Source organism: Streptomyces sp. CA-294286 (assembly GCF_050947155.1).
Lineage (GTDB): Bacteria > Actinomycetota > Actinomycetes > Streptomycetales > Streptomycetaceae > Streptomyces.
This window is the reverse complement of record NZ_CP192004.1, coordinates 585,235-609,609: the sequence shown is the minus strand read 5'-3', so window position 1 is coordinate 609,609 and position 24,375 is coordinate 585,235. Positions and strand designations below refer to the sequence as shown.

The 24,375-nt window shown below is 74.1% G+C and carries 18 protein-coding genes and 1 pseudogene; 10 read left to right on the top strand and 9 right to left on the bottom strand.

Annotated features, from left to right (window positions below; translation table 11 throughout):
* Positions 1-28 precede the first annotated feature (28 nt).
* Together ACQPZG_RS02690 and ACQPZG_RS02685 are read left to right on the top strand one after the other, a co-directional pair.
* Complete coding sequence (locus ACQPZG_RS02690) at positions 29-2,353, top strand: non-ribosomal peptide synthetase (protein WP_433544122.1); 2,325 nt, start codon at positions 29-31, stop codon at positions 2,351-2,353.
* Complete coding sequence (locus tag ACQPZG_RS02685) at positions 2,343-5,342, top strand: condensation domain-containing protein (RefSeq protein WP_433544121.1); 3,000 nt, start codon at positions 2,343-2,345, stop codon at positions 5,340-5,342. The genes ACQPZG_RS02690 and ACQPZG_RS02685 overlap by 11 nt, the downstream gene beginning before the upstream one ends.
* Positions 5,343-5,458: 116 nt before the next feature.
* Here the strand turns inward: ACQPZG_RS02685 and ACQPZG_RS02680 are convergent, their stop codons facing one another.
* A complete protein-coding gene (locus ACQPZG_RS02680) occupies positions 5,459-5,881 on the bottom strand; it encodes a GNAT family N-acetyltransferase (RefSeq protein WP_433544614.1) in 423 nt (140 codons plus the stop codon).
* 388 nt (positions 5,882-6,269) lie between these two features.
* On the opposite strand from ACQPZG_RS02680, the gene ACQPZG_RS02675 reads away from it, so the two are divergent.
* From ACQPZG_RS02675 to ACQPZG_RS02665, 3 genes and pseudogenes are all read left to right on the top strand, one after another.
* Entirely contained in the window at positions 6,270-7,466 is a 1,197-nt protein-coding gene (locus ACQPZG_RS02675; RefSeq protein ID WP_433544120.1) for an MFS transporter, read from the top strand.
* Between the two features lie 35 nt (positions 7,467-7,501).
* Positions 7,502-9,352, top strand: a complete 1,851-nt coding sequence (locus ACQPZG_RS02670; protein WP_433544119.1) for a choice-of-anchor A family protein — start codon at positions 7,502-7,504, stop codon at positions 9,350-9,352.
* Positions 9,353-9,415: 63 nt separating this feature from the next.
* Positions 9,416-9,583, top strand: a pseudogene (locus ACQPZG_RS02665) (LysR family transcriptional regulator); the annotation flags it as partial.
* Positions 9,584-9,627: 44 nt separating this feature from the next.
* Here the strand turns inward: ACQPZG_RS02665 and ACQPZG_RS02660 are convergent.
* The gene (locus ACQPZG_RS02660; RefSeq protein WP_433544613.1) at positions 9,628-10,734 is read right to left on the bottom strand and encodes an FAD-dependent oxidoreductase; all 1,107 of its coding nucleotides are present in this window, start codon (positions 10,732-10,734) and stop codon (positions 9,628-9,630) included.
* Positions 10,735-10,815: 81 nt separating this feature from the next.
* Between ACQPZG_RS02660 and ACQPZG_RS02655 the strand changes: the two genes are divergently transcribed.
* Both ACQPZG_RS02655 and ACQPZG_RS02650 read left to right on the top strand, forming a co-directional pair.
* Positions 10,816-11,337, top strand: coding sequence for a MarR family winged helix-turn-helix transcriptional regulator (locus ACQPZG_RS02655; RefSeq protein WP_433544118.1), 522 nt, complete (start codon positions 10,816-10,818; stop codon positions 11,335-11,337).
* Positions 11,338-11,464: 127 nt separating this feature from the next.
* Positions 11,465-13,591, top strand: a complete 2,127-nt coding sequence (locus tag ACQPZG_RS02650; RefSeq protein WP_433544117.1) for an MMPL family transporter — start codon at positions 11,465-11,467, stop codon at positions 13,589-13,591.
* 22 nt (positions 13,592-13,613) lie between these two features.
* Here the strand turns inward: ACQPZG_RS02650 and ACQPZG_RS02645 are convergent, their stop codons facing one another.
* The gene (locus tag ACQPZG_RS02645; protein WP_433544116.1) at positions 13,614-15,230 is read right to left on the bottom strand and encodes an AMP-binding protein; all 1,617 of its coding nucleotides are present in this window, start codon (positions 15,228-15,230) and stop codon (positions 13,614-13,616) included.
* Complete coding sequence (locus ACQPZG_RS02640) at positions 15,227-15,829, bottom strand: CGNR zinc finger domain-containing protein (protein WP_433544115.1); 603 nt, start codon at positions 15,827-15,829, stop codon at positions 15,227-15,229. Before ACQPZG_RS02640 ends, ACQPZG_RS02645 begins: the two co-directional genes overlap by 4 nt.
* Positions 15,830-15,946: 117 nt before the next feature.
* Here ACQPZG_RS02640 and ACQPZG_RS02635 point away from each other — a divergent pair, with 117 nt between their 5' ends.
* On the top strand, positions 15,947-17,173 hold the full coding sequence (locus ACQPZG_RS02635) for an MFS transporter (protein ID WP_433544114.1): 1,227 nt from the start codon (positions 15,947-15,949) through the stop codon (positions 17,171-17,173).
* Here the strand turns inward: ACQPZG_RS02635 and ACQPZG_RS02630 are convergent.
* The 5 genes from ACQPZG_RS02630 to ACQPZG_RS02610 all read right to left on the bottom strand — a co-directional run bounded on the left by ACQPZG_RS02630 (position 17,102) and on the right by ACQPZG_RS02610 (position 22,950).
* The gene (locus tag ACQPZG_RS02630) at positions 17,102-18,103 is read right to left on the bottom strand and encodes an SGNH/GDSL hydrolase family protein (RefSeq protein ID WP_433544113.1); all 1,002 of its coding nucleotides are present in this window, start codon (positions 18,101-18,103) and stop codon (positions 17,102-17,104) included. The two genes, ACQPZG_RS02635 and ACQPZG_RS02630, sit on opposite strands and share 72 nt — an antisense overlap.
* 485 nt (positions 18,104-18,588) lie before the next feature.
* Entirely contained in the window at positions 18,589-19,206 is a 618-nt protein-coding gene (locus tag ACQPZG_RS02625; RefSeq protein WP_433544112.1) for a DoxX family protein, read from the bottom strand.
* Between the two features lie 57 nt (positions 19,207-19,263).
* Positions 19,264-20,073: an SDR family oxidoreductase gene (locus ACQPZG_RS02620; RefSeq protein ID WP_433544111.1), complete on the bottom strand. Its 810-nt coding sequence runs from the start codon at positions 20,071-20,073 to the stop codon at positions 19,264-19,266.
* A gap of 73 nt (positions 20,074-20,146) precedes the next feature.
* Entirely contained in the window at positions 20,147-21,151 is a 1,005-nt protein-coding gene (locus tag ACQPZG_RS02615) for an alpha/beta hydrolase (RefSeq protein WP_433544110.1), read from the bottom strand.
* Between the two features lie 131 nt (positions 21,152-21,282).
* Positions 21,283-22,950, bottom strand: coding sequence for a catalase (locus ACQPZG_RS02610; protein WP_433544109.1), 1,668 nt, complete (start codon positions 22,948-22,950; stop codon positions 21,283-21,285).
* 408 nt (positions 22,951-23,358) lie between these two features.
* Between ACQPZG_RS02610 and ACQPZG_RS02605 the strand changes: the two genes are divergently transcribed.
* Complete coding sequence (locus ACQPZG_RS02605) at positions 23,359-23,562, top strand: hypothetical protein (protein ID WP_433544108.1); 204 nt, start codon at positions 23,359-23,361, stop codon at positions 23,560-23,562.
* 215 nt (positions 23,563-23,777) lie between these two features.
* Complete coding sequence (locus ACQPZG_RS02600; protein WP_433544107.1) at positions 23,778-24,296, top strand: DUF1203 domain-containing protein; 519 nt, start codon at positions 23,778-23,780, stop codon at positions 24,294-24,296.
* The last annotated feature ends 79 nt before the right edge of the window (positions 24,297-24,375 follow it).

The window sequence follows — 24,375 nt, the reverse complement described above, 5'->3', positions numbered from 1 at the left end:
GCCGCTCCCCGATCGGAAGGAACCTGCTGTGCAAGGCTCCACCGTGGCCGAGAACCACACCCCGTCCGCCTCCGCATCCGCTTTCCCAGGCGGATCCGCCCATCCCGATCTGACCGCCCTGCTCGACCACCGCGCCGGGCTGACCCCCGACGCACTGGCCCTGATCGAGGGCGACACGCTGCTGACGTACCGGCAACTCGTGGGCTCCGCGCGTGGCTTGGCGGCTCACCTCGTGACGCGGGGAGTGCGTCCCGGCGACCCCGTCGCTCTGCTCGTACGGCGCTCCGCCCGCGCCGTGGTCGCACAGATCGCCCTGTGGTGGGCGGGCGCGGTGTGCGTGCCGCTCGATCCGGCGCACCCCCGGGTGCGCACCGAGGCGATGATCGACGATTCCGGTGCGGTGCTGACGGTCGGCGACAAGGACCTCCTGGAGTCGGCCGGGGTGGACGGCCCGCGTCTGGCGCTGGACGCCGGGATCCCGGCCTACGACGGTGTCCAGCCGCTCCCCGGGCCGGGCGAGGACGCCACGGCGTTCATCATGTTCACCTCGGGTTCGACCGGGCGGCCCAAGGGCGTGGCGGTACGCCACCGCGCGGTGGCCGCGCTGGTCACGGATCCGGCGTACGTGACGGTCACCGCCCGGGACCGGGTGCTGCTGCACTCCCCCGCGACGTTCGACGCGTCGACGTTCGAGGTGTGGGTGGCCCTGGCGAACGGTGCCGCCGTCGTCGTCTGCCCCGCCGACCGGCCGTCCTTCGAGGACCTGGCGCGGGAGGTGGAACGGCACGGGGCGACCGTCGCCTTCTTCACCACGGCGCTCTTCCACCAGCTCGCCGCCCGCCGTTCCCGCGTCTTCTCGCTGCTGCGTTCGGTGGTGGTCGGCGGCGAGACGCTGTCCGCGCTGCACGCCCGTTCGGTGCTGCGGGACTTTCCCTGGCTCGAACTGGTCAACGGGTACGGGCCGACCGAGACGACGACGTTCGCCACCGCCCACCGGGTCACCGCCGAGGACGGCGAGGGCCCGATGCCCATCGGCCGGCCGATCGCCGGAGCCACCGCGCACGTCCTCGACGAGGACGGCCGGCCGGTCGCGGCCGGGGAGCACGACGGCGACCACGCGCCGCGCGGCGAACTCTGGGTCGGCGGGAGCCGGCTAGCCCGGGGCTACGTCGGGCAGCCGGAGCTGACGGCCGAGCGCTTCGTCACCCACCCGGCGCTGGGCCTCCTCTACCGCACCGGCGACCTCGCCTCGGTCCGCCCCGACGGGACCCTCGACTTCCACGGGCGCACCGACGACCAGGTGAAGGTCCGCGGCCACCGCATCGAACCGGGCGAGATCGAGCACGTGCTGCGCGCCCAGCCGGAGGTGGACGACGCGGCGGTGACGGTACGCCGCCCGGCCCCCGACGACGCACGGCTGGCCGCGTTCGTCGTGCCCGCGCCCGGCTCCGCGCCTTCCCCGCAGTCCCTGCGCGCACGCCTCACCGCGACCCTCCCCGCCCACCTGGTTCCCGACGAACTGACGGTCCTCGACCGCCTGCCGCTCACCCCGACCGGCAAGGTGGACCGGGCCGCGCTGGCGGACCTCGACCGACGGCCGACGGCCGGGGCGGTACCCGGCGCGGAGACGGAGGGGCCCGGGGCCGTGACCGCCCCCGGTGCGGCCACCGGCACCGAGGCGGCGTCCTCGCCCGGCCCGGCCGCCGTTCCCGGCCCGGCCGCCGCGCCCGCGCTCCCGGCGTCCGAGGCCGGTACGTCCGTGCACGCCGCGCCCCGGCAGGATGGGGCCCCGCACGCGTCCCGGACCCGGTCCGAGGGCCGGGCCCCGGGCGGTGGCGGCACCGAGGCGGGCCCGGACCCCACGGCGCCCTCCGCGACCGGAGCACGTGCCGAGGCCGCGGCGCCCGCCGGACCCGCGCCCGGCCCCGTGGCCGCCGCTTCCCCGGCCGTGGAACCGGTGCCCGAACCGGCCGCGGCTGCGCACGCCCCGTCCTCCCGGGAGGAAACCGTGCCGGGCGCACCGGCGCTGACGCCTCTCCAGCAGGCCGTGGCCGAGGTGTGGGCGCGGTCGCTGGGCTGCGAAGTGACGTCGCCCGACGACGACTTCCTCGCCCTGGGCGGTCATTCCCTTCTCGCGCTCGTCGTCACCGACGACCTCCGGGAGGACCTCGGCGTCGAGTTGTCCCTCGCCGACTTCTTCGCCTCGCCGACGGTCGCCGGGCACGCCGCACTCGTCGAGCGGGCCCTGCTGGCAGCCCACACCGACCTGCACCCCCTGCCCGGCGCGCACCCCCTGCCGGACTCCTACCCCCTCCCGACCCCCGACGCGCCGGAGCACCCCGATGTCCCCTGACACCCCCGCCGCCCTCCAACAGGAACTCCTGCGCCGGGCCCGCTCCCGCACCGCGCCCCGGCCCGCCGCACCGGCCCCCGCGGGCACGGACCCCGATGCGGGTTCCGGTTCCGACACCGGCCGTGCCCCGCTCTCGCACGCCCAGCGCCGCATGTGGCTGATGGACCGGCTCGGTCATCGTGACGGGGCCTACAGCGTGCCCTTCGCCACGCGCCTGAGCGGGCCGCTCGACCTGGACGCGCTCGGCGAGGCGCTCAGCGCTCTCGTCGCCCGGCATACGATCCTGCGCACCCGGTACGGCGTGCACGACGACGTGCCGTACCAGGAGACGCTCCCCGCGCTGGACACCTACCCCGTGCGCGTGGTCGACACCGACACCGTAGGAGGGCCCGGCTACGACGATCTGCTGACCGCCGAGGCCCGGCTCCCGTTCGACCTCTCGGCCGGCCCGCTGCCCCGGGCGCTGGTGCTGCGGCACGGCCCCGAGGACCACACCGTACTTCTGACGCTTCATCACATCTCGGTCGACGGACACTCGTTGGAGACGGTCGCCGACGAACTGAGCGCTCTGTACGCGCACGCCACCGGGGCCTCGGCACCGCCCCTGCCTGCCGCACCGCCGCAGTACGCGGAGCACGCCCGGCGCGAGCACGCGGCTGCCGGCCGGCTCACCGGCAGTCTCGACCACTGGGCCCGCCGGCTGGCCGGGGCCGTTCCGCCGGCCCTGCCCCGCCCCGCGGCCCCGCCGTCCGACCTGCCGGACCGGCCCGCCGCCACCGTCCTCGTGCCCCTGGCCCCCGACGTCCCCGACACCTTGCGCGAGTGGGGGCGCACGAGGCGGGCCACGCTCTTCACGGTGCAGCTCGCCGCCGCGTTCGCCGCGCTGCACCGGCTGACCGGTGCGGACGACCTGGTGATCGGCTGCGCGGCCGGGCACCGCGAGGGCCGGGAGGCGGCCGGGCTGGTGGGTCTGTGCGTCAACACCCTCGCGGTACGGGTGGACGCGTCCGGCGACCCCGCATTCGGGGAACTGGTGGAGCGGGTGCGGGACGCGCTGCTGGAGGCGCAGCAGCACCGGCAGGTGCCGTACGACCTCGTCATGGAACGGCTCGGCGCGGCGGCACGCGGCGCGGACGGCTCCGCGCTGGTGAGGGTGACCTCCGACGTACTGGGCGAACCGACGGCGTTGCGGCTGCCCGGCCTACGGGCGGAAGCGGTCGAGGTGGAGCTTTCCGAGGCCAAGTTCGACCTCTCCTTCGGGCTGGTGACGGCGGGCAAGCCGTCGAGTCTGGTCCAGTACGGGCGGGCGGCGCTCGACGACGGGACGGGGCAGGCACTCGGCCGTTCCTTCGCGGAGCTGCTGACCGCCGTGGCCGCCGATCCGGCCCGCCGCCTCTCGGAACTGCCCGGCCCCGCGGGAAGCGAGCGGGACACCGCGCACCCCGCCTCCGCCACGGACGCCGACCCCGCCGCGCACCCCGCTCTGGCCGCGCTGCGTGCCCTGCCCCACGTCGCCGACGCCGTGGTCGTCGACCCGCCGGGCGGGCCGCTCCTCGCGTACGCCGTGCTCCGGGAGTGGAGCGGCCCCACGCCCGCCCAGCTGCGTGCCGCGCTGCGCGGTGTGCTGGACGGGGACCGGTTGCCCCTCGCGGTGACGCTCGTCGACGCGCTGCCGCGCACGGCGGACGGCTCACCCGACCTCACCCGCCTTCCCGGCGCACCGGCAACGGCAACGGCAACGGCAACGGCATCAGCGTCGGCGCCCGCATCCGCATCCGCATCCGCATCCGACGGTGCGCCCAGCCCGCACGCCGAAGCCGTGACGGCCGCGTTCGCTCACGTGCTCGGCCGCCGGCCCGCACCGGACGACGACTTCTTCGCACTCGGCGGGCACTCGCTGACCGCCGTCCAACTCGCCGAGCGGCTGCGGACCGGCCTGGAACTCCCCCTGACCGGGCTGGACATCATGGAGGCACGCACCCCCCACGCCCTGACCGCACTCCTCGACGACCGGGCGCGGGCCCGTACGGCAGCACGCAGGGCGGCGGCCACGGCAGCGGCCGGACGGTCCGCCAAGCGGCGCACCGTCGCGCCCGGCACGGTCCTGGTGACCGGAGGGACCGGCGGTGTCGGCGCCTTCGTCCTGCGGGAGCTGGCCGCTCGCGGCAGGCCGGTCCTCGCACTCGCCCGCCCGGAGTCGGCACACCTGGTCGCCGGTGAGGGGGTCGAGGTGGTGGAGGGCGACCTGGGCGACCCGGACGGTCTGCGGCGGGCGGTCGCCGGAGTGGACGCGGTGATTCACGCGGCCTGCACCTTCACCCGCCCCGAGGTGGACGTGGCGGCCATGCGCGCCATGGCCGAGGCATGGAACAAGGGCCCCTTCGTCTTCGTCAGCAGCGTCGACGCGTACGGGCACCCGGCGGACGGCTGGGTGCCCGAGGAGAGCCCGTCCCGGCAGCCGCTGAGCCCGTACGGACAGGCGAAGGTCGACTGCGAGGCCCTTCTGCTGCGCGCCGCGGGCACCGGGGGCAGGGGCGGCGCGAGCGCGGTCCGATCCCCTCTGGTGTGGGGTGCGCACGACCGACTTCGCGACCAACTCCGCTGGGGGGCCATCGGGTTGCTGTACCAGGCCGCCCGCGCCCACGCCCCGATCACCCTTCCCGCCCCCGGCGCGGGCGGCCACGAGTGGTACGGCGCTCCCTGGGTGCACGCGGCGGCGCTCGCCCGCGCGGTCACCGCGTGTCTCGACGCCCCGGTGCACGGCGTGGCCAACGCGGTGAGCGGGCACGTCGGCTGGCCGGAGCTCACGGAGGAGCTACGGACCCTGCTGGGCAGCGACAGCCCCGTACGGTACGACGCGCGGGTCCACCCGGACCTCGACCACCACTGGCACTACCGGGCGGACCGGCTGGCTCCGGCGCTGCGCCCGGAGCCGGGCGAGGACCTCCGTACGGTACTGGCGGACATGGTCGTGCCCGGGGCGTCCTGACCGGTCGCCCCGGCCCTCGTGCCCGGCCCGTGCTCGTCACCGGAGCCGGGCCTCGCCCCCCGCCCCGGCCCCGGCCGCGCGCAGCCTCAGCGGGCGCGCCGCCGGGGCCGGGCCGCTCACTGGGCGCCCAGCGTCATCCACTGCTCGGGCTTCGTCAGGGGAGCGAAACCCGCGCGGGCGTAGACCGCGTGCGCGTCCGCGGTGGCCAGCAGGATGCGCCGCAGGCCGTAGGGGGCGAGGTGCTCGCGCACCGCGGCGACGAGAGCCGTCCCCAGCCCCTTGCCGCGCGCCTGGGGCGCGATGTACACGTCGCACAGCCAGGCGAAGTCGGCCCAGTCGGTCACCACCCGGGCGTACCCGACCTGCCTGCCGCAATTCCGGTCGTAGACGCCGAAGTTGAGGGAGTTCGAGATCGCCCGGTCCTGCTTCTCCCGGGAACGTCCGCGAGCCCAGTACGCGTCCTGCGACAGCCATCGGTGGATCAGCTCGGGGTCGAGCCGGCCGGCGTCGGCGGACAGCTCGTAACCGGCGGGGAACACGTCACCGACGGGCGGTTGGCGAGCGGCGGGGGGTTCGGGACCGGCGGAGGAGCGGGGGAGTTCCGGATCCGCGGGGCGTTCAGGACCCACGGAGGGACCGGGGAGTTCCGGACCCGCGGGGCGTTCAGGACCCGCGAAGGGGCCGGGGAGTTCCGTTCCGGCGGGGGGTTCGGTGGCCATGGCGGTATCCAAGCAGCCCCCCGCCCCGCACCACCGCTGAATTTCGGCAGTCGGCCGCCCGGGGGCCGTTCCGGTCGACGGGCGCGGGTCACCCGTAACCCGTCCGCACCCGTCCGCCCACGCACCCGTAACCCGTCCGCCCACCGCGCGTAGCGCGTACGGCCCAGTTCCACGCGCCCCGGCGGCCTTCGGTGGTTTGACTGGCGCAATGGACACCGAGCTCACCGAGCAGAAGCCCTCCGCCGCCGCGTACCGCAACCTCTTCGTGGCGACGCTCGGGTTCACGCTCACCTTCTGGGCGTGGGACCTGATCGCCCCGCTGGCCGTCGACTACAAGGAGCGTCTGGGCCTCAGCTCGTTCCAGCAGTCGCTGCTCGTCGCCGTGCCGGTGCTGGTGGGGTCGGTGGGGCGGATCCCGGCGGGTGCGCTCACCGACAGGTACGGCGCGAAGCTGATGTTCCCTCTGGTGTCCGCGCTGACCATCGTCCCGGTGCTGCTGCTGATCCCCGCCAGGAACAGTTACGTGCTGATGCTGCTCGTCGCCTTCCTGCTCGGTCTGGGCGGCACGACGTTCGCTATCGGTGTGCCGCTGGTGAACTCCTGGTTCCCGCCGTCCCGGCGCGGCTTCGCGCTCGGTGTGTTCGGCATGGGCATGGGCGGAGTCGCGCTGTCCGGGTACTTCACCCCGCGCATCGCCGGGCACGGGGAGAACCTCCCCTTCGTGGTGGTGGCGGTCGCCCTGGCGCTCTACGCGGCGCTGGCCGCCGTCCTCATCACGGACGCGCCCGGCCGGACCGTGCCCACGGCGTCGCTCGGCTCCCGGCTGGGGCAGGCCGGCCGGCTGCGGGTGACGTGGGAGCTGTCGGCGCTGTACGCGATCGGGTTCGGCGGGGTCGTCGCCTTCGGCGTGTACCTGCCGACGTACCTGAAGACCTGGTACGAGCTGTCGCCGACCGACGCCGGAACCAAGGCGGCGGGTTTCGCCCTGGTCACCGTCGTGTTCCGGCCGCTCGGCGGCAGGCTCTCGGACCGGTTCCACCCGGCCGTGGTGACCGGCGTCGCCCTGGCGGCGGTGGCCGTCTTCGCGGTGGTCCAGGCCTTCGACCCGGTGCTGGGCCCGGTCGGCACGATCGCCCTGCTCGGCATGGCGGCCGGGCTCGGCGCGGCCGGCGGCAGCGTGTTCGCCCTGGTGTCCCGGGCCACCCCGCAGAGCCAGGTGGGCAGCGTCACCGGAATCGTCGGCGCGGTGGGCGGTCTCGGCGGGTTCCTTCCGCCGCTGCTGATGGGCGCGATCTACAGCGCCAAGGACTCGTACTCGATCGGCTTCATGCTGCTGTCCGACCTGGCACTGGCCGGTTGTGTGTACGCGCTCGTACGGATGCGGGCACGGAGTTCAGCCCTGTGAACACTCGGCTGGTGACGGAGAGAAGGACGACGACTGTGAGAAGTGCTCCCGGCAGAATCAGCCGCAGAGGAATCAGTGCGGCCGGAGTGACCTGGCTGGCGGCCGGCGCGGTGCTCCTGCCGCTGGCGGGCCCGGCGAACGCGCTGGCCGCGCCCGCGGACTCCGCCCGAGCGGCGGCCGTCCCCGTGGCGGCCGTCCCCGCGGCGGTGCACGCGGCCCCGCTGCCCGGCGGGCTCGGCCCGTGCGTGCCGGGCAACTGCCCGAGCCCCTTCCCGTCGATCAACAACGGCGCGATCGCGGGCTACGACAACGCCGTCAACGTTTTCACGGGCGGCGACTTCCGGGTGCGTGGCAAGGCGGCGGAGGCGGAGGGGCGCGTCGTCGTCCTGGGGTCCTTCGACATGAACAAGTCGGCCGACGGCAGCCAGGTCTACAACGTGGGCCTGGCGGGAGTCGGTTCGCGCGTCGCACCGCCCGTCGGCTCGGACTACCTCACGACCGGCGGCGCCGTCACGGTCGCCGCCGGTCAGCGCCTCCTGGCCGAGGACGGCGTGGTGCGCCACGCGGGCCCCCTCACCGGGACCGTCGTCGGCAAGGCCACCGCCGACCCGGCCGCGATCACCCCGTACGCGGCGCTGCGCAAGCAGCTGTCCGACGCCAGCCAGTGCTACGCGGACGGGGACACCGGGACGCGCCCGGCCACCGGCACGGCCGTCAACCAGGGCGGCCAGACGCTGTTCACCGGCGACGGCACCTCGGCGCTCCAGGTCTTCAACGTCGACTTCGACCTGGCGGCGGCCAACGGCGGCCAGCAGGGCCTCGTGTTCGCGAAGATCCCCGCCGGGGCGACCGTCCTGGTCAACGTCCTGGGCGCGAACCGCACGGTCAACACGTACAGCGGCGGCATCGACGACGCCACCGACCCGCTGAACACGCTGCGCGACAGACTGCTGTGGAACTTCCCCGACGCCGCCGCCGTGGACCTCAAGGGCACCGGCCAGTTCCAGGGCAGCGTCCTGGTCGGCAACGCGGTGTCGGAGACCAGGGTGTCGCTGCCGGGCATCAACGGGCGCTTCTTCACCACCGGTTCGCTCACCCACGAGACGGCCGCGTCCGGCGGGGGTGGCCAGGAGTTCCACGCGTACCCCTTCAACGGCGACCTGCCCACCTGTGGCAGGCCCGCACCGGTGGAGGGCGAGGTGCGGATCGTCAAGCAGGACGCCGCGAGCGGCGCACGACTGTCCGGAGCGGTCTTCCAGCTGTGGCGCGAGAGCAACGGGGTGCCCGGCCTCCAGACCGGCGGCACCGATCCCGACAGCCGTCAGGGCGCGCCGTGCACCACCGACACGACGGGCACCTGCCGCAGGACGGTCCCGGTCGACTCCACCTTCTACTGGCAGGAGACCAAGGCGCCGACTGGCTACGACCTGCCTTCCCCGGCCGTGTTCGGGCCCGTCGTGCTGACCGAGGCGCTCCGCCCCCAGGGCGTCACGACGGTCGCCCGCAACAAGAAGACGGTGGTCCCCGAGGTCACCGGAAAGCTCCAGGTGCGCAAGGTCGACGCCCGTACCGGGCAGGGACTCGCCCGTGCCGTCGTCGAACTGTGGCGTGAGAGCGGACGGCGGCCGGGCCTCCAGACCTCCGGCCCCGACCGCGACCGGCAGATCGGCTCCGGCTGCGCCACCGACGCACAGGGCCGCTGCGACTTCGACCGGCTGCCGCTCGGCTCGTACTACGTACGGGAGACCGTCGCCCCGGAGGGCTACCGGCTCCCCGACCGCCCGGTGTCCGGCCCGCACGCGGTGACCGGCACGAACGCGGCCCAAGGCGTGGTCGTGCGGGTGAAGAACGAACGGGAGACCCAGCCGCCGAAGCCGAAGAAGTAGCCGCGCCGGACGGCTCCGGGCACGCGCGCCGGAGCCGTCCCCGGTACGGCCGACTCATGCCGACGGGGCACCCGCGGGGTCGCGCTGACGCCGGCCGGGCGGATCATGCTCGGCGCGGCGGAGTCCGTGGCCGCGGAACTCGCGCACGCCCGGCAGCAGGTCGAACGGCTCGGCACCGGCCGTACCCGGCTCACCGTCGCCACGTTCACCAGCGGCGGGCGACTCCTGCTGGTGCGGCGGGCGCGCGGAGGCGTGCTGCGCGGTAGCCGCGGTGTTCAGGGCAGCAGGGTGAGGAGGGCGTCGCGCAGGGCGGTGCGCCTGGTGGACATGAAGCGGTGCAGGGTGCGGGAGCCGAGGGCGACGCGCTGGGCGCTGCGGCGGCGTTCGGCGTCGTAGGCGCGCAGGGCGGCGGGAAGCCCGTGCGGGCCGTGCGCGGCGACGGCGCGGGTGAGGGAGTCGGCGTCGAGGATCGCGGTGCAGGCACCCTGGCCCAGGTTGGGCGTCATGGCGTGGGCCGCGTCGCCCACCAGGGCGAAGACGCCCGCCGGGGCGGACTTCGTACGGCCCGCGGGGACGGTTCCCGTACGGCCCGCCCCGGGTCCCGCGGGGAGGGAGACGAAGGACGGGAGCGCCGGGTACAGGTGGCGCATCTCGTAGCGGATCCAGCCGGCCGGGTCGGTCTCGGCGAGGATGCGCGGGATCGGGTCGTGCCAGCCCGCGAAGTAGGGGCGCAGTTCGTCGGCCGTGGTGGCGGCGGGCACGGTGGCGTACCAGTTGGTGCGGCCGGGTTCCACCGGCGTCATGCCGAAGAAGCGACCGCTGCCCCAGGTCTCGCCGTGGCGGTCGCTCTCGAAGTCGGCGATGCCGATCCAGGCGACCGTGCCGGTGTCGCGGGGCGCGCTGCGGGTACCGAGGACGGCCGTGCGCACGGCGCTGCGGATTCCGTCGGCGCCGACCACCAGGTCGTGTCCGGCGGCCAGCGCCGCCACGTCGGTGACGTTCTCGCCGAAGGTGACGGGGACGTCGCCGAACGCCTCCAGTCCGGCGAGCAGTGCGTCGATCAGGTGGGGCCGGGAGATGAGGAGTTCGGGGCGTCCGGCCTTCTTCTCGATGCGCTCCAGCGGGAGGCGCGCCCGTACCCGCCCGTCGGGGGTACGGATGTCGGCGCGCCGGTAGGGGACGGCGTGCCGGCGCAGCGCCTCGCCGATGCCGAGGCGGTCGAGGGCGGCCTGCGCGGTGGGGTGGATGCCGAAGGCGGTGCCGTATCTCTCCAGGGAGGTGCGGCGCTCGCGCACGGAGACCGTCCAGCCGGCCCGCCGCAGTCCTGTCGCCGTGGCGAGCCCGCCCACTCCCGCGCCCACCACCACTGCTGTTCCCGCCATCGCGACCTCCAGGTCAGGTTCCGCCACTGCTCACTACACCTGTAGTATCACGCCGTGGGCGGCCCTCGATAGGGTGAACCCGTGGCCAGTACGAACGAACGAGACCCCGAACGAGCGGCAGCACCGGACCGCGCCCCGGCTCCCCCGCCGGGGGAGCCCGTGCCGGATCTGCTGGCGTTCGCGGTGCAACTGCGGCGGATGAACGGCGAGATAGGCCGCCTCGCGCACGGCTTCGCGACCGAGCAGGGCCTGCATCCGACCGACGTCCAGGCCCTGGCCGCCATCCTGGACTCCGATACCCCGCTGACGCCCGGTCGGCTGCGCGAGCATCTCGGGCTGACGTCCGGCGCGGTGACCGCCTGCCTGGACAGACTGGAGAAGGCCGGGCACGTCCGGCGCTCCCGGGACAGCAAGGACCGGCGGGTCGTGCACCTGCACTACGAGACGAGCGCGCGGTCCGTGGCGCGCGCGCACTTCCTTCCCCTGGCGACGGCGACCGAGAACGTGCGGTCGCGCTTCGAGCCCGCCGAACTCTCCCTCGTACTGCGCTTCCTGACGGAACTCAACACGGAACTCTCGGAACTCCCCGCGCCGCGCAGGTGAGCGCCCCTCCCCGCCGACCGGGCCGACGCGCGGCGAGGACGCATGGGCGGGGCCGAACAGGGCACTGGTATATTTCAATCATTGAGATTGTCACCCCCTGAGGTACCTCCGTGGCACCGGGAGCACGATGTCTACCCCCGCACGTTCCGCACGCTGGCTCATCCCGCTCGTCCTGCTCGTCGTCTGGCTGGGCGTCGGCGGCGGTCTCGGCCCGTACGCCGGGAAACTCGGCCAGGTCGCCACCAACGACCAGGCGGCGTTCCTCCCCCAGAACGCCGAGTCGACGCAGGTCATCGAGGCGCAGAAGGCGTTCCGCCAGGACGAGACGCTGCCCGCGATCGTCGTGTGGACCGCCGAGGGCCAGGACGGCGGCAGACTGGGCGAGGAGAAGCAGGGCGCCGCCACAAAGGCGCTGGCGTCCCTGAAGGGCTCCGAGGGCATCGTGGGAGCCGCCTCGCCCGCCTTCCCCTCGAAGGACGGGCAGGCGCTCCAGGGCGTCGTGCAACTGCGTCCCGGTCTCGGTGAGGAGCTGACGCCGACCCTCGACCGGATCAAGGAGACGGCAGGTCAGGTCCCGGGCACCACCGTGCAGGTGGCGGGACCCGCGGCCAGTCAGGCCGACCTGAAGGACGCGTTCGCCGGGATCGACGGGCTGCTCCTGGGCGTCGCACTGCTCGCCGTCCTGCTCATCCTGCTGCTCGTGTACCGCAGCGTGCTGCTGCCGCTGATCATCATCGTCGGTGCGGTCTTCGCCCTCGGGCTGGCGAGCGCGGTGGTGTACGTGCTCGCGGACCACGACGTGGTGCGGGTGGACGGGCAGGTGCAGGGCATCCTGTCGATCCTGGTGATCGGCGCGGCGACGGACTACGCGCTGCTGCTGACCGCGCGCTTCCGGGAGGAGCTGAGCGGCGGCCACGACCGTTTCACCGCCGTACGGGCCGCCTGGCGGCAGACGGTGGGGCCGGTGACGGCCAGTGCGGCGACCGTGGCGCTCGGCCTGCTGGCCCTGCTGCTCAGCGACCTGACCAACAACCGCGCGCTGGGGCCGGTCGGCGCGATCGGCATCGTGTGCGCGGTACTGAGCGCGCTCACCTTCCTGCCCGCCGTGCTGGCGCTGCTGGGCCGGGCCGCCTACTGGCCGGCCCGCCCGAAGCCGCTCGCCGAGGGCGACGCGAAGGGACGGGGTGCGCACGGGCTGTGGCAGCGGGTCGCCGACCTCGTCGACCGTGCGCCGCGCAAGGTGTGGGCGCTGTCCCTCGCCGGGCTCCTCGCCTGCGCGGCGTTCGCCCCCATGCTCACCTCGCGAGGGGTGCCGCTGGACGAGATCTTCGTCAACGACGCCCCGTCGGTGTCCGCGCAGCAGACCCTCGGCGAACACTTCCCCGGCGGTTCGGGCAACCCCGCGGTGATCGTCGCCGGCGCACCGCAGGCCGACGCGGTCCGGCAGGCCGCCGAGCGGACCGAGGGTGTGGCGGGCGCCGCGACCGTCACCGCGTCCGGCCGGCCCGGCGGAGGCCCGCCGCTGGTCGTGGACGGCCGGGTGCGCATCGACGCCACCCTGGCGGACGCCGCCGACAGCGACGCCGCGAAGGACACGGTGGCCCGGCTGCGGGACGCGGTGCACGCCGTGCCCGGCGCGGACGCACTGGTCGGCGGGTACACGGCGCAGCAGTACGACACCCAGCAGACCGCGGCGGACGACCGCGCGGTGATCGTGCCGGTGGTCCTCGCGATCATCCTGGTCATCCTGGCGCTGCTGCTGCGCTCGCTGGTGATGCCGGTGCTGCTGGTGGTCACCGTGGCCCTCAACTTCGTTGCCACGCTGGGCGTTTCGGCGCTGGTCTTCACGTACGTCTTCGGCATGAGCGGCACCGATTCCTCCGTACCGCTGTACGGGTTCGTGTTCCTGGTGGCGCTCGGCGTGGACTACAACATCTTCCTGATGTCGCGGGTCCGGGAGGAGTCCCTGGCCCACGGGGTGCGTGAGGGCGTACGGCGCGGGCTGACCGCGACCGGCGGCGTCATCACCTCGGCGGGCGTGGTCCTGGCCGCCACGTTCGCGGCCCTCGGCGTCATTCCGCTGGCGTTCCTCCTCCAGATCGCGTTCATCGTGGCCTTCGGGGTGCTGCTCGACACGCTGGTCGTGCGCTCGCTGCTGGTACCGGCGCTGGTGCGGGACATCGGGCGGAAGGCGTGGTGGCCGGGAGTGCTGAGCCGCACCGGGGGCGGGGGCCCGGCGGACCGGTCCGCGTAGCCCGCGGGCGCCCCTGGACACCTCAGGGGCGCCCCGACGCCGTCTCCAGGTACCGGGCCCGGATGCGGTGCTTGGCGAGCTTCCCGTTGGGGTCGCGCGGCAGGTCGGTGACCAGGTCGACACCCCGGGGGATCTTGAACCCGGCCAGCGTGGCGCGCAGCGCGTCCCGCAGCTCCGCCGGGTCGGGCGCGGCTCCCGGCTCGGGGAGCACGAAGGCGTGCAGCCGCTCGCCGAACTCGGCGTCCGGCACGCCGAACACGGCGCAGTCGAGCACCCCGGGCAGGATGAGGAGCGCGGCCTCGATCTCCGCCGGATAGATGTTGACGCCCCCGGAGATGACCATGTCGACGGCGCGGTCGCAGACGTAGAGGTAGCCGTCCTCGTCGAGGTACCCCATGTCCCCCACGGAGACCAGCCCGTCGAGGCCGACCTCCTCGCGTGCCTCGGGCCGCCCCCGGTAGGTGAAGTCGGTGTGCGCGGGCTGGCGCACGTACAGGTTCCCGACCTCGCCCGGGGCGCACTCCTCGCCGTCGTCGCCGACGACGCGGATCTGCGCGTCGCCGAGGGGCCGCCCGACGCTGCCGGGCCTTGCCAGGGCCTCGGCCGAGTCGATGAGCGTGATGTAGCCGGTCTCGCTGGAGGCGTACGTCTCGTGCACGATCGGCCCGAGCCAGTCGATCATGGCCTTCTTCACCTCGGGGGCGCAGGGCGCTCCGGTGGAGCCGACGAAGCGCAGCGAGGACAGGTCGTACCGCTCGCGGACCTCGCGCGGGAGCTTCAACAGCCGTACGTACATGGTCGGTACGCAGTACAGGGTGTCGATGCGGTGCCGTTCGACGAGGGCGAGGGTCTGTTCGGCGTCGAAGCGCGGCGCGATGACGAGCAGGCCGGCGACCAGGGCCCCGTACTGGGCGTACATGCTCGGCGCGCTGTGGTACAGCGGCGCCGTCAGCAGGGCCCGGCAGCCGGCCCGCAGCCCGTGGACCTGCTCGATGACGGCGAGCATACGGGTGCGGAAGGCGTCGGCCTCCGCCACCGGCACGGGCGTACGGACCACGCCCTTGGGGCGGCCGGTGGTCCCGGAGGTGTAGACCATGTGCCCGCCCGGGGACTCCAACGGGCCACTGTAGGGCTCCTGTTGCTCCAGCCAGCTCTCGTACGGGAGGACCTGCCCGCAGCCGTACGCGAGGGCCTGACCGGGTCCGTGCGGGAGGGCCTGACCGGGTCCGTGCGGGAGGGTGCGCCCGCCGTCCGGGGAGAGAGGCCGCCCGTCGGCCCCGGCCCCCGGCGCCCCGCTCCCGCCGTGCGGGACGGCGAGGACGGTGAGGCCGTCGGAGAGCGCCGAGCAGGCCGCTTCGAGGAGGTCGGTGTGGCCGATCGCCGCTTTCGCGCCGCAGTCCTCGACGATGTGGGCGAGCTCGGAAGGGGTGAAGTGCCAGTTGAGCGGGCAGAACTGGAAGCCGCCGAGTCGGCAGGCCAGCATGATGTCGACGTACACCGGGTCGTTGCGCAGCAGCACGGCGACCACGTCCCCCGCCCGCAGCCCCAGCTCGTGGAGACCTCCGGCCAGTTTCTGTGCCCGGCGCTCCAGTTGGTCCGGCGCCGTGTCGGCGCCCTCGAAGCTGAGGATGGCGGTCATCGGAGGTCCTCTCGTCCGGCGGAGTGCGCGTTCCTGCGGGCCCGGAAGGCAGCCGCTTTCATGCGGTTCTGGCAGGCGGTGGAGCAGAACTGGCGGGCGGCGTTGCGGGAGGTGTCGGCGTAGACGCGGTCGCAGCGGGTGGCCCGGCACACGCCGAGGCGCCCTCCGAGGCCGCCGCCCAGCGTCAGGGCCAGGGCGGTGGCGCAGCTCGCGGCGACGCCCGCGGCGAAGGAGTCGCCGGGACCGTGGAAGTGCAGCCGCCAGGTTCCGTCCCCGGCGCGGTCGAGCTGGGGGCGTGCGCCGACGGTGCGCAGCAGGTGGTTGACAGTTTCGGCCGCGAGGTCGACGTGGCCGTCCTGCACCGCCTCGAAGGCCGCGCGCATGCGGCGTGCCGCGTCCGCCAGGTGGGCCGCCTGAGCGGGGTCGGGGGTGCGCGGAAGCGCCGACGCGGCGTCGTCGGGGACGGCCTCGGCGACCGCGGTCCACAGGTCGGCTCCGGTGGGGGCGGTGCGGGGGCGGCCGTGGGCCTCGCCGTCGGTGAGGGCGTTCACGAGGGACACGGCGTGTTCCAGCCGCACCACCACGTGACTGTCGAACATCACTTGACCGGTTACTCCTTCGGGCCTAGGTTCCAGGCCTGGGTTTCGTAACCGACGATACCGGGGTCGACAGTGATGCCCCGTGGGGGTGGCCCGCGGGGCGCGCGAGGGGGCGGAATGCCGAGGATCATCTGGCTGCTGGTGGTGGCGCGGGCGGTCAACCGGATCGGGGCGTTCTCGCTGCCGTTCCTGACCGTCCTGATCAGCACGGAGTTCGGGGCGAGCACCGCCACGGCGGGCCTGTTGTCGGCGGCCTTCGGGCTCGCCACGATCCCCTCCCGGCTGGCGGGCGGTCGGCTGGCGGTCCGGCTGGGGCGCCGCCGCACCATCGTGCTGGGGCTGACCGGCTGCGGCCTCGCCCAGCTGGGCATCGCCGCCGCCGGTTCGCTCCTCGCGGTGGCGGTGTTCGCCGTACTGCTCGGGCTGGTCTTCGAGTTGTACGAGCCGCCCAGCCAGGGCCTGATCGCGGACGCCGTCGGCCCGGCCGACCGGGTGCGCGCGTACGGCCTGCTCAACGCCGGTCTGGCGCTCGGCGGGACGGGTGCCGGACTGATCGCGGCGGGCGTCGGGCGGTGGGACCTGCGGTGGCTGTTCGTGGTGGACGCGCTCTCCTGCCTGGCCTGTGCGCTGATGATGCGTCTGGTACTGCCCGCCGACCGGCCCCCGGCGAAGCCCGGCGGCCCTCGTCCGGCCGGTTCGGTGCGGCCGTGGCGGGATGGGGCCCTGTGGGCGATGTTCCTGCCGGGTACGGTCTTCGCCCTGATCGCGATGCAGATCATGATGGCGCTGCCACTGGCCCTGGAGCGGCGTGGCTTCGAGGCGGCGGACGCCGGACTGCTGTTCACCACGTCGGCGCTGTCCGTCGTCGCCGCCCAACCCCTGCTGCGGCTGCGCCTGTTCGCGTCGCTCCGCGACTCCCCGTCCCTCGCACTGGCCTATCTCGTCATGGCCGCCGGCCTGTCCTGGTACGCGGTCGCGGACACGCTGCCGCAGTTCGTGCTCGCCACCGTCGTGTGGAGTCTGGGCGAGGCGATCGTCCTGGGCCGCGTCCTGGGGGTGGTGGCGGGCCTGGCGCCGCCGGGCGGCGCGGACCGCTATCTCGCCTCGTACGGCGTCAGTTGGGGCATCGCGACCGTCGCCGCTCCCGTGGTGGCCACGCAGTTGCTGACGCATGCGGGGGTCGGCCGGCTGTGGGGTGTTCCGGCCGCCGTCCTTCTCGTGCTCGCCGTCGCCCAGCTCCTCGTGGTCGGCCCGGTCGTCGCGCACCGGCGTTCAGCGGATGCCGCGCAGGTACCGGTCGACGACGGAGGCGATGACGTCGGTGTAGCGCACGATGCCCGGTGAGGCGGCCGGGCAGGGTCTGGGGGTGGAGGTCGTCGGGGCCATGCAGAAGTGAAGGGCGTCGCCGTGCCGGTGCATGGCGGCCATGCCGTCGCGGCAGAAGCCCGGCCGGGCGCGCTCCGCCGCGTTGCAGGGCAGGCGCTCCCGCCACTCGTACCGTCCGCCCTCCGGGCTCACCGCGCGGCCCGCGTCGGCGAGGAGGTCGCCCGAGGCCGCCGCTCGGGCCCGGTAGAGGTCGTTGACCCGGCGGGTGCGGTCGGTCGAGAAGGCATCGGGGCCCTGGAGCACCCAGACGATCCGGGGCCGGGGGATGCCCGCCGAGCGTGCGGCCGAGGCGATCTGTCCGGTAAGGGTCTCGGCGTCCTTCGTGTACCGCGTGAAGTAGCGGTCGCTGCCCTGCGAAATCTTGTCCATGCACGGCGTGTAGCCCCAGGAGTTCCCCCAGAACTGGAGGACGACGACGCGGGGCCGGTGCGTGCGCACCAGGGTCGCGGCCTTGTCCTTCGGGGAGACGAAGAGGGAGGGGCGGTCGGTGAGGTAGTCGCAGAGGGTGATGCCGGAATACGGGACGCTGTGCACCTTCGCCCGCCCGTCGGACTCGATGCGTTCCCGGAGCACGGTCTGGGTCTCCATACCGATCGAGTCCCCCAGATACAGCACCGAGGGCCGCTCCCCTGTCGGCGGCGGCACGTCGGACGGCGACGTCCCTGCGGGTGACCGGGGCTCCTTCCTCGACCTCGCGGAAGCCGACTCCTCGGAGGGCCGGACGGCACCACCCGTGGCGGTGCCGCCGGGGCGGGGCGCGGCTGCCGCGGGGGGATCGAACCCGTCCGGCGGCTCGGCCGGGTCGGGCAGCTCGCCGCAGCCCGTGATCCACACCAGCGCGCACGCGACGAGCGCGCCGACCGTCGCCGGTAAACGTCTGGGCCTCACTGCGGGTCGCTCCCCCCGAACGGAACAGGAGTGACCACCGTGGACCAAGCGGACGCGAAGGAACAGTCACCTGCGTGACAAAGAACGCGGCATTTCGGTCGTGGGAGCGGGACGGGGGTACGTGCGGGCGAACGAAGTGGTCGTACGAAGTGCGGGGCCGCGAACAAAGCTGCCACCCGCAAGGGGGGCTCGGACGAGCCGTCGCCCTCCGCAAGGGGACGCGTCGCGCTGCCGACCCGGCAAGGGAGCCCGGACAGACCGTCACCCCGGCAAGTGAGGCGCGGACGAGCCTGTCGCCCGGCACGCGGGCCGAGCACGGGGCTGCCGCCCGGCACGGAATTGCCGCCCGGCCACCGCGACGCGCACGGCGGTACGGAGGGCGCCCCTCGCCCCGCGCGCGCCTCCCGCCGCCTCCACGAAGGGGGCCCCACGGGAGGCGGCGGGGTGCGCGGCACCGTCGGCTCAACGGGGCCGCCGGGACTGGTTCAGTGCGTGGGGAAGCGCTTCCGGGCGGCCTTCGTGGCCGTCCTGGCGTGCTTGCGGGCGTTGTTCGCGGACCGCAGCCGCGCCAGTTCGGCCCGCTGCCCCGCGTTCCGCGCCGAGATCCGCCCGGCGCGCCGCCCGGCGGATGCCGACTTGCGGGCGGCCGCCGAGGTCTTGCGGGCGGTCGTCGCCGAGTTCCGTACCCGCCAGGCCGCCGACGGCTTGCCGTGGGTGTCGGCGGCCGTGATGAGCAGACCGCCGAGCAGGGAGAGGTTCTTGAAGAACTGGACGCGCTGCTCCTCCCGCGCCTCGGGGTCCTTCTCCTCCCAGTACCGGTGCCCGGCGAGCGTGGTGGGCACCAGCGTCCCGGCCAGCGCGAGCGCCGCGAACCGGGGGAAGCGCCCCAGGGCGAGCAGGGCGCCGGCGCCGACCTGCACCGCACCGTTGATCCGCACGAGCTGCTCGGGGTCCGTCGGCAGCTTGGGAATGCGCTGCGCCAGGGGTACGGCCACCGGTTCGGCGGCCGGAGCCACCGGCTCCGGGTGCCGCAGGGTGCTGTAACCACCGCTGATGAACGTCGAGGCCAGCAAGGGCCTTGCAATCCTCCTGATGAGTGCCATGTGCGACGGGTTCCCCCGACTGCGCCTGTTATGTGCGGCCATCGGCGGTGGAGCGGCTCATGGCCGCCGCCAGTCGTCGCTGCGCAGGTGGGAGCCCGCCTGCGGGCCCATCCGGGTCATGCCGCCGTCCGCGATCCAGGAGGCCCCGGTGACGTACGAGGCGTCGGGGCCCGCCAGGAAGGCGATGACGGCGGCGATCTCCCGGGCGTCGCCCGGACGGCCCAGCGGGATGCCGGGGCGGTCGGCGGTGCGCACGTCGCTCTCGTCCTGACCCGTCATGGGTGTGGCGATCTCGCCGGGGGCGACGGAGTTGACGGTGATGCCGTGTTCGGCGAGCTCCAGGGCCATCACCTGGGTCAGCAGGCCGAGCCCGCCCTTGGCCGCGCAGTAGGGGGCCGCGCCCACCCGGGGCTGGTGTTCATGCACCGACGTCACGTTGACGATGCGCCCGCCGCCGCCCTGTTCGATCATGCGGCGGGCGGCGTGCTGGCCGCACAGGAACGGACCGATGAGGTCGACGTCGACGACGCGTCGTACCTCGTCGTGCCCGAGGTCGAGGTACGGGGTCGCGGTGCCGGTGCCCGCGTTGTTGACCAGGACGTCGATCCGGCCGAGCTGATCGGCGAGTGAGTCGATCACCAGTGCGGCGTCGGGCAGCCGGCTGAGGTCCATCCGGGCGACGGCCGCCCGCCGCCCGTGCGCGCCGACCTCCTCCGCCGTCCGCTCGGCGCCCTCCCGGTCGCTGTGCCAGGTGATCCCGATGTCCATTCCGGCCTCGGCGAGACGTACGGCCGTGGCCCGGCCGATGCCGGAGTCCGCGCCGGTGACGACGGCAACGGGGGCGGTGGAGGTGCGGGTGTCGGTCATGTGGGGTCCCTCGGAACGTTTCGCCGGCCCCCGGGAGGACCGGACGGATGGTCGGGTCCCCAGGAAGGTCCCCTCAGCTGTCGGCCCCAATCGGCGGGTCGCCCAAAAGGCGGCGGAGCCAGCCCGTACGGGCGCGACGCGCGTCCCGGGTGAGGGCGGAGTGCGGGGCGAGGCTGTCGAAGCCGTGGCAGCCGCCGGGCCACACGTGCAGCTCGGCCTGCCCGCCGGACCGCCAGATCGCGTTCGCGTACGCCACGCCCTCGTCCCGCAGCATGTCGGCCGACCCCACGTCCAGGTACGCCGGGGGCAGCCCGGCGAGGTCGGCGGCGCGGGCGGGGGCCGCGTGGGCGGGCACGTCCGGGGAGCCGTACCGGTCGCCGAGCAGCGCCTTCCAGGCGGTGGCGTGGGAGGTGAGGTCCCAGACGTCGGCGCCCGACAACTGGCGGCCGGAGAAGGTGGGGTGCCGGTCGTCGAGCATCGGGCAGAGAAGGATCTGGCCCAGCGGCCGGGGACCGCCCCGGTCGCGGGTCAGCAGGGCGAGGGCGGCGGCGAGCCCGCCGCCGGCGCTCTTGCCGCCGACGACGATGCGGTCCGCGTCGATGCCCAGTTCGGCCGCGTGGCCCGCCGCCCGGACGAGTCCGGCGTAGCAGTCCTCCAGAGCGGCGGGATAGGGCGAACCCGGTGCGAGCCGGTACTCCGCGGAGAGGACGGCCAGCCCCAGCGGCTCCGCCCACTCCCGCAGGACGCGGGGCAGCACGGACCAGGCGTTGCCCATGATCATGGCACCGCCGTGCAGGTAGTACAGCAGGGGCAGCGGCCCGGCGAGCCCGGCCGGGCGGGCGCTCACGAGCGTGACGTCCGGTGCGCCCCGCGGCCCCGGCACGGACAGTTCGGTCACCTCGAAACGGCCGTCGGCGCGCAGCTCCCGCAGCGTCGGGCGGGGCCGGGCGGCGGCGTCCTGCTCCTGGCGGGCCGCGAGGTTCTCCGGCGTGATCGGTTCCCGGGGCTTCCGCCCCCGGGACCGCAGCACCGCGGCGAGTTCGGGGTCGAGGGGGGGCACGGCGTGCGAGCGGTCCATGGGGCGCAGTCCATCACCCCGCCGAGGTGTCGCCACGGGCGGGCTCACGGCGGGGACCGGCTGCGTACGGCCGGACGGCACCGGGCCCGGGGAGGGATGGCGTGCGCCATCCCTCCCCGGGCCCGGTCGCCTCAGCGGGAGACGACGTGCCGCGTGTCCGGCACGCAGTGCGTCATCGTCAGGCCGGAGACGTCGCGCGGCGGGTTGTCGCCGAGGTTGTCCAGCCGCTTGCGGTCCTCGTCGGTGAGGGTCTGCCCGTCGAGCGGGCCGAGGTGGTTCACGTCGGAGGGGCTGATGCCGAGACCCTCGCCGACCCGCAGGCCGAGGTCGTTCTCGACCAGCAGGAAGTGCCACACCATGCGCTCCTGGACCGGGCGGTCGCACTGGGAGATCAGGGTGACGAAGTTGTGCACCAGGTCGTCGCGCTCCCAGTCCTCCAGAAGCAGGTAGCGCTGACCTGCCTGGAGGTAGTCGTTGGTGCGCGGGATGCGCTTGCGGGTGAGCCGGCCCCGGATCTCCGGGCCCTGTTCGTCGTGGCCGGGGTACTCGGCCTCGCGCAGGCCGCCGGTGATCGAGGGTTCGTAGTTGACCTCGGGGTTCGCGTTCCTGGCCCCGTTGTCGTAGGCCATCGCGCCGTCGCGCTGGTTGGTGCGCACCTCCGCGTTCTTGGCCTGGTTGACGGGGAGCTGGAGGTAGTTCGGGCCGACCCGGTAGCGCTGGGTGTCGCTGTACGAGAAGGTCCGGCCGACCAGCATCTTGTCGTCGGAGAAGTCGAGTCCGTCGACGAGCACGCCCGTGCCGAAGGCGATCTGCTCGTTCTCGGCGAAGTAGTTGTCGACGGTGCGGTCCAGCACCATCCGGCCGACCGGCTTGGGCGGGAACTCCTGCTCCGGCCACGTCTTGGTGTCGTCGAGCGGGTCGAAGTCCAGCTCCGGGTGCTCGCCGTCCTCCATGACCTGCACGAGCAGCTCCCACTCCGGGTGGTCGCCGCCGCGGATCGCCTCGTACAGGTCCTTGGTGGCGTGGCCGAGTTCCCCCGCCTGCACGTTGGCGGCGTCCTCCTCGGTCATGCTGCGCACGCCCTGCTTGGGCATCCAGTGGTACTTCACGAGGACGCTGTCGCCCGCCTCGTTGACCCACTTGTACGTGTTCACTCCGAAGCCCTGCATGTGCCGGTAGTCGGCGGGGATGCCGCGCGGACTGAACAGGTTGACCAGCATGTGCATGCTCTCGGGCGTCTGCGACATGAAGTCGAAGATCCGGGCGGGCTTCTGCTCGTGCGAGACGGGGTCCGGCTTCAGCGCGTGGATGACGTCGGGGAACTTCACCGCGTCCCGGATGAAGAAGACTCCGAGGTTGTTGCCCACGAGGTCCCAGTTGCCGTCCTCCGTGTAGAACTTCACGGCGAAACCACGCGGGTCCCGGGCCGCCTCCGAGGAGTCGCGACCGCCGATCACGGTGGAGAAGCGCACGGCGACGTCGGTCCGCTTGCCCGCCTCCTGGAACAGCTTGGCGCGGGTGTAACGGCTGACGGGCTCGTCGCCCCACTTCCCGTACGCCTCGAAGTGGCCGAAGGCGGTCACTCCGCGCGCGTGCACGACGCGCTCGGGAATGCGCTCGCGGTCGAAGTGGCTGATCTTCTCCAGGAAGTGGTAGTTCTCCAGGGTCGCCGGTCCACGGGCGCCGACCGTGCGCTGGTTCTGGTTGTCGTAGACCGGGTGGCCCTGCCGGTCGGTGAGTGCCGGGCGGTCGGCGTTCGAGTCGTCGGCGGGCGAGCCCATGCGCGAAACGTCGGTCACGGCCTTCAGCTCCTCGGGTGTGCGCGTCGGGTGCGAGTCGTCGGGTGCGGGCGGTCGTACGCGAACCCTGCGGATCGCGTACGGGTCGGGCGCGCGTACGGAGGCAGGCGCGCCGCGACCGGGGCCCAAGTACCCCGAACGAGAGCGTCCACACCGGGAATTGCACGCTGTCGCATCTCGTACGGTTGTTCGGGCACCCATACCCACGGAAACACTCACGTTAGCCCCGGAAGCATGGATTGGCGACACCTCGCCCACGCGACTCGCCGTCACCCTCGGCAGACGTCCGGAACACGTCGGCGTCGACGTCCGCCGGGGACGGTGAGGCGGTCGCTGTTCGTGGCCGAAAGACGCTCCCGCCGGGCCGCGAACCGCCACGTAACGGTCCGCAGAATCGTTAAGCCAGCCATGAGCCAGCCCGCGTACGACCCTTGGCCCTCCCCGCCGCAGGCCCAGCCCCTCTGGCCGTCCACCGGACGGCCGCTGTCCCCCTGCCCGATCTATGACGCCCTGGAGGCCCAGTGGCGTCAGCAGGGGCGGGAGGTGCCCCGGCTCGCACCTCGGGACGGCCGACGGCGTGCGCCGTCCGTCGACCTCTTCCTCCGCGGGTGATCCCCGGCGCGATCCGCGGGTGGCCGGCCGGAGGCGCGGACGTGGTCGGTCCGGGACGCGGACACGGGTGGCCGGAGGGGCGGACGAGGGCGGTGCGGGACGCGGGTGGCCGGAGGCGCGGACGCGGCCCCTCGGGAGGGTGCGGGGCGGAGGCGTGCGGCCTCGACGTCCGGATTCCGCCAGTGCCTGCCGACACGTCCGGTCAAGCTGGGGCCATGACTTCGTACACGCCTCTGCCCCTCTCCCCCGCCGCACTCGAAGAGCTCCGGAAGGCCGACGACGCGGGGCGGGCGCCGCGCCCGTTCACCGCACACGAGCACGGGTCGCCCGTCGACAGCGTGGGCAGTCCGCTGCGCTGCTGTCTGCGCGCCGTCGAGCCCGGCGAGCGGATCGCCCTCGTCTCGTACGCCCCGCTGCGCCGCTGGGCGGCCGACTCGGGCGCCGAACCGGGAGCGTACGAGGAGACGGGCCCGGTGTTCATCCACGCGGACCCGTGCGCGGGGGTGCGCCCGGCTCCGGGCTACCCGTTCGCACGGCCGGGGGCGTTGCGCGCGGTGCGGCGCTACGACGCGCGGGGGCACATCGTCGGGGGACGCTGCTTCGAGGTCCCCCAGGACGCCTCGGCCGGGTTCGAGCGGGTCTTCGACGAGGCGTTCGCCGATCCCCAGGTGGTGCTGGTGCACGTCCGGGCCGTGGAGTACGGCTGCTTCCACTACGAGGTGCGCAGGCCGTGACGCCGCTTCCGGGGACCCGTCCCCGGGGGGCGTGAACGGCCGCGCGCGCCCTGGGCGTTCCGCACGATGCGCCCTACGC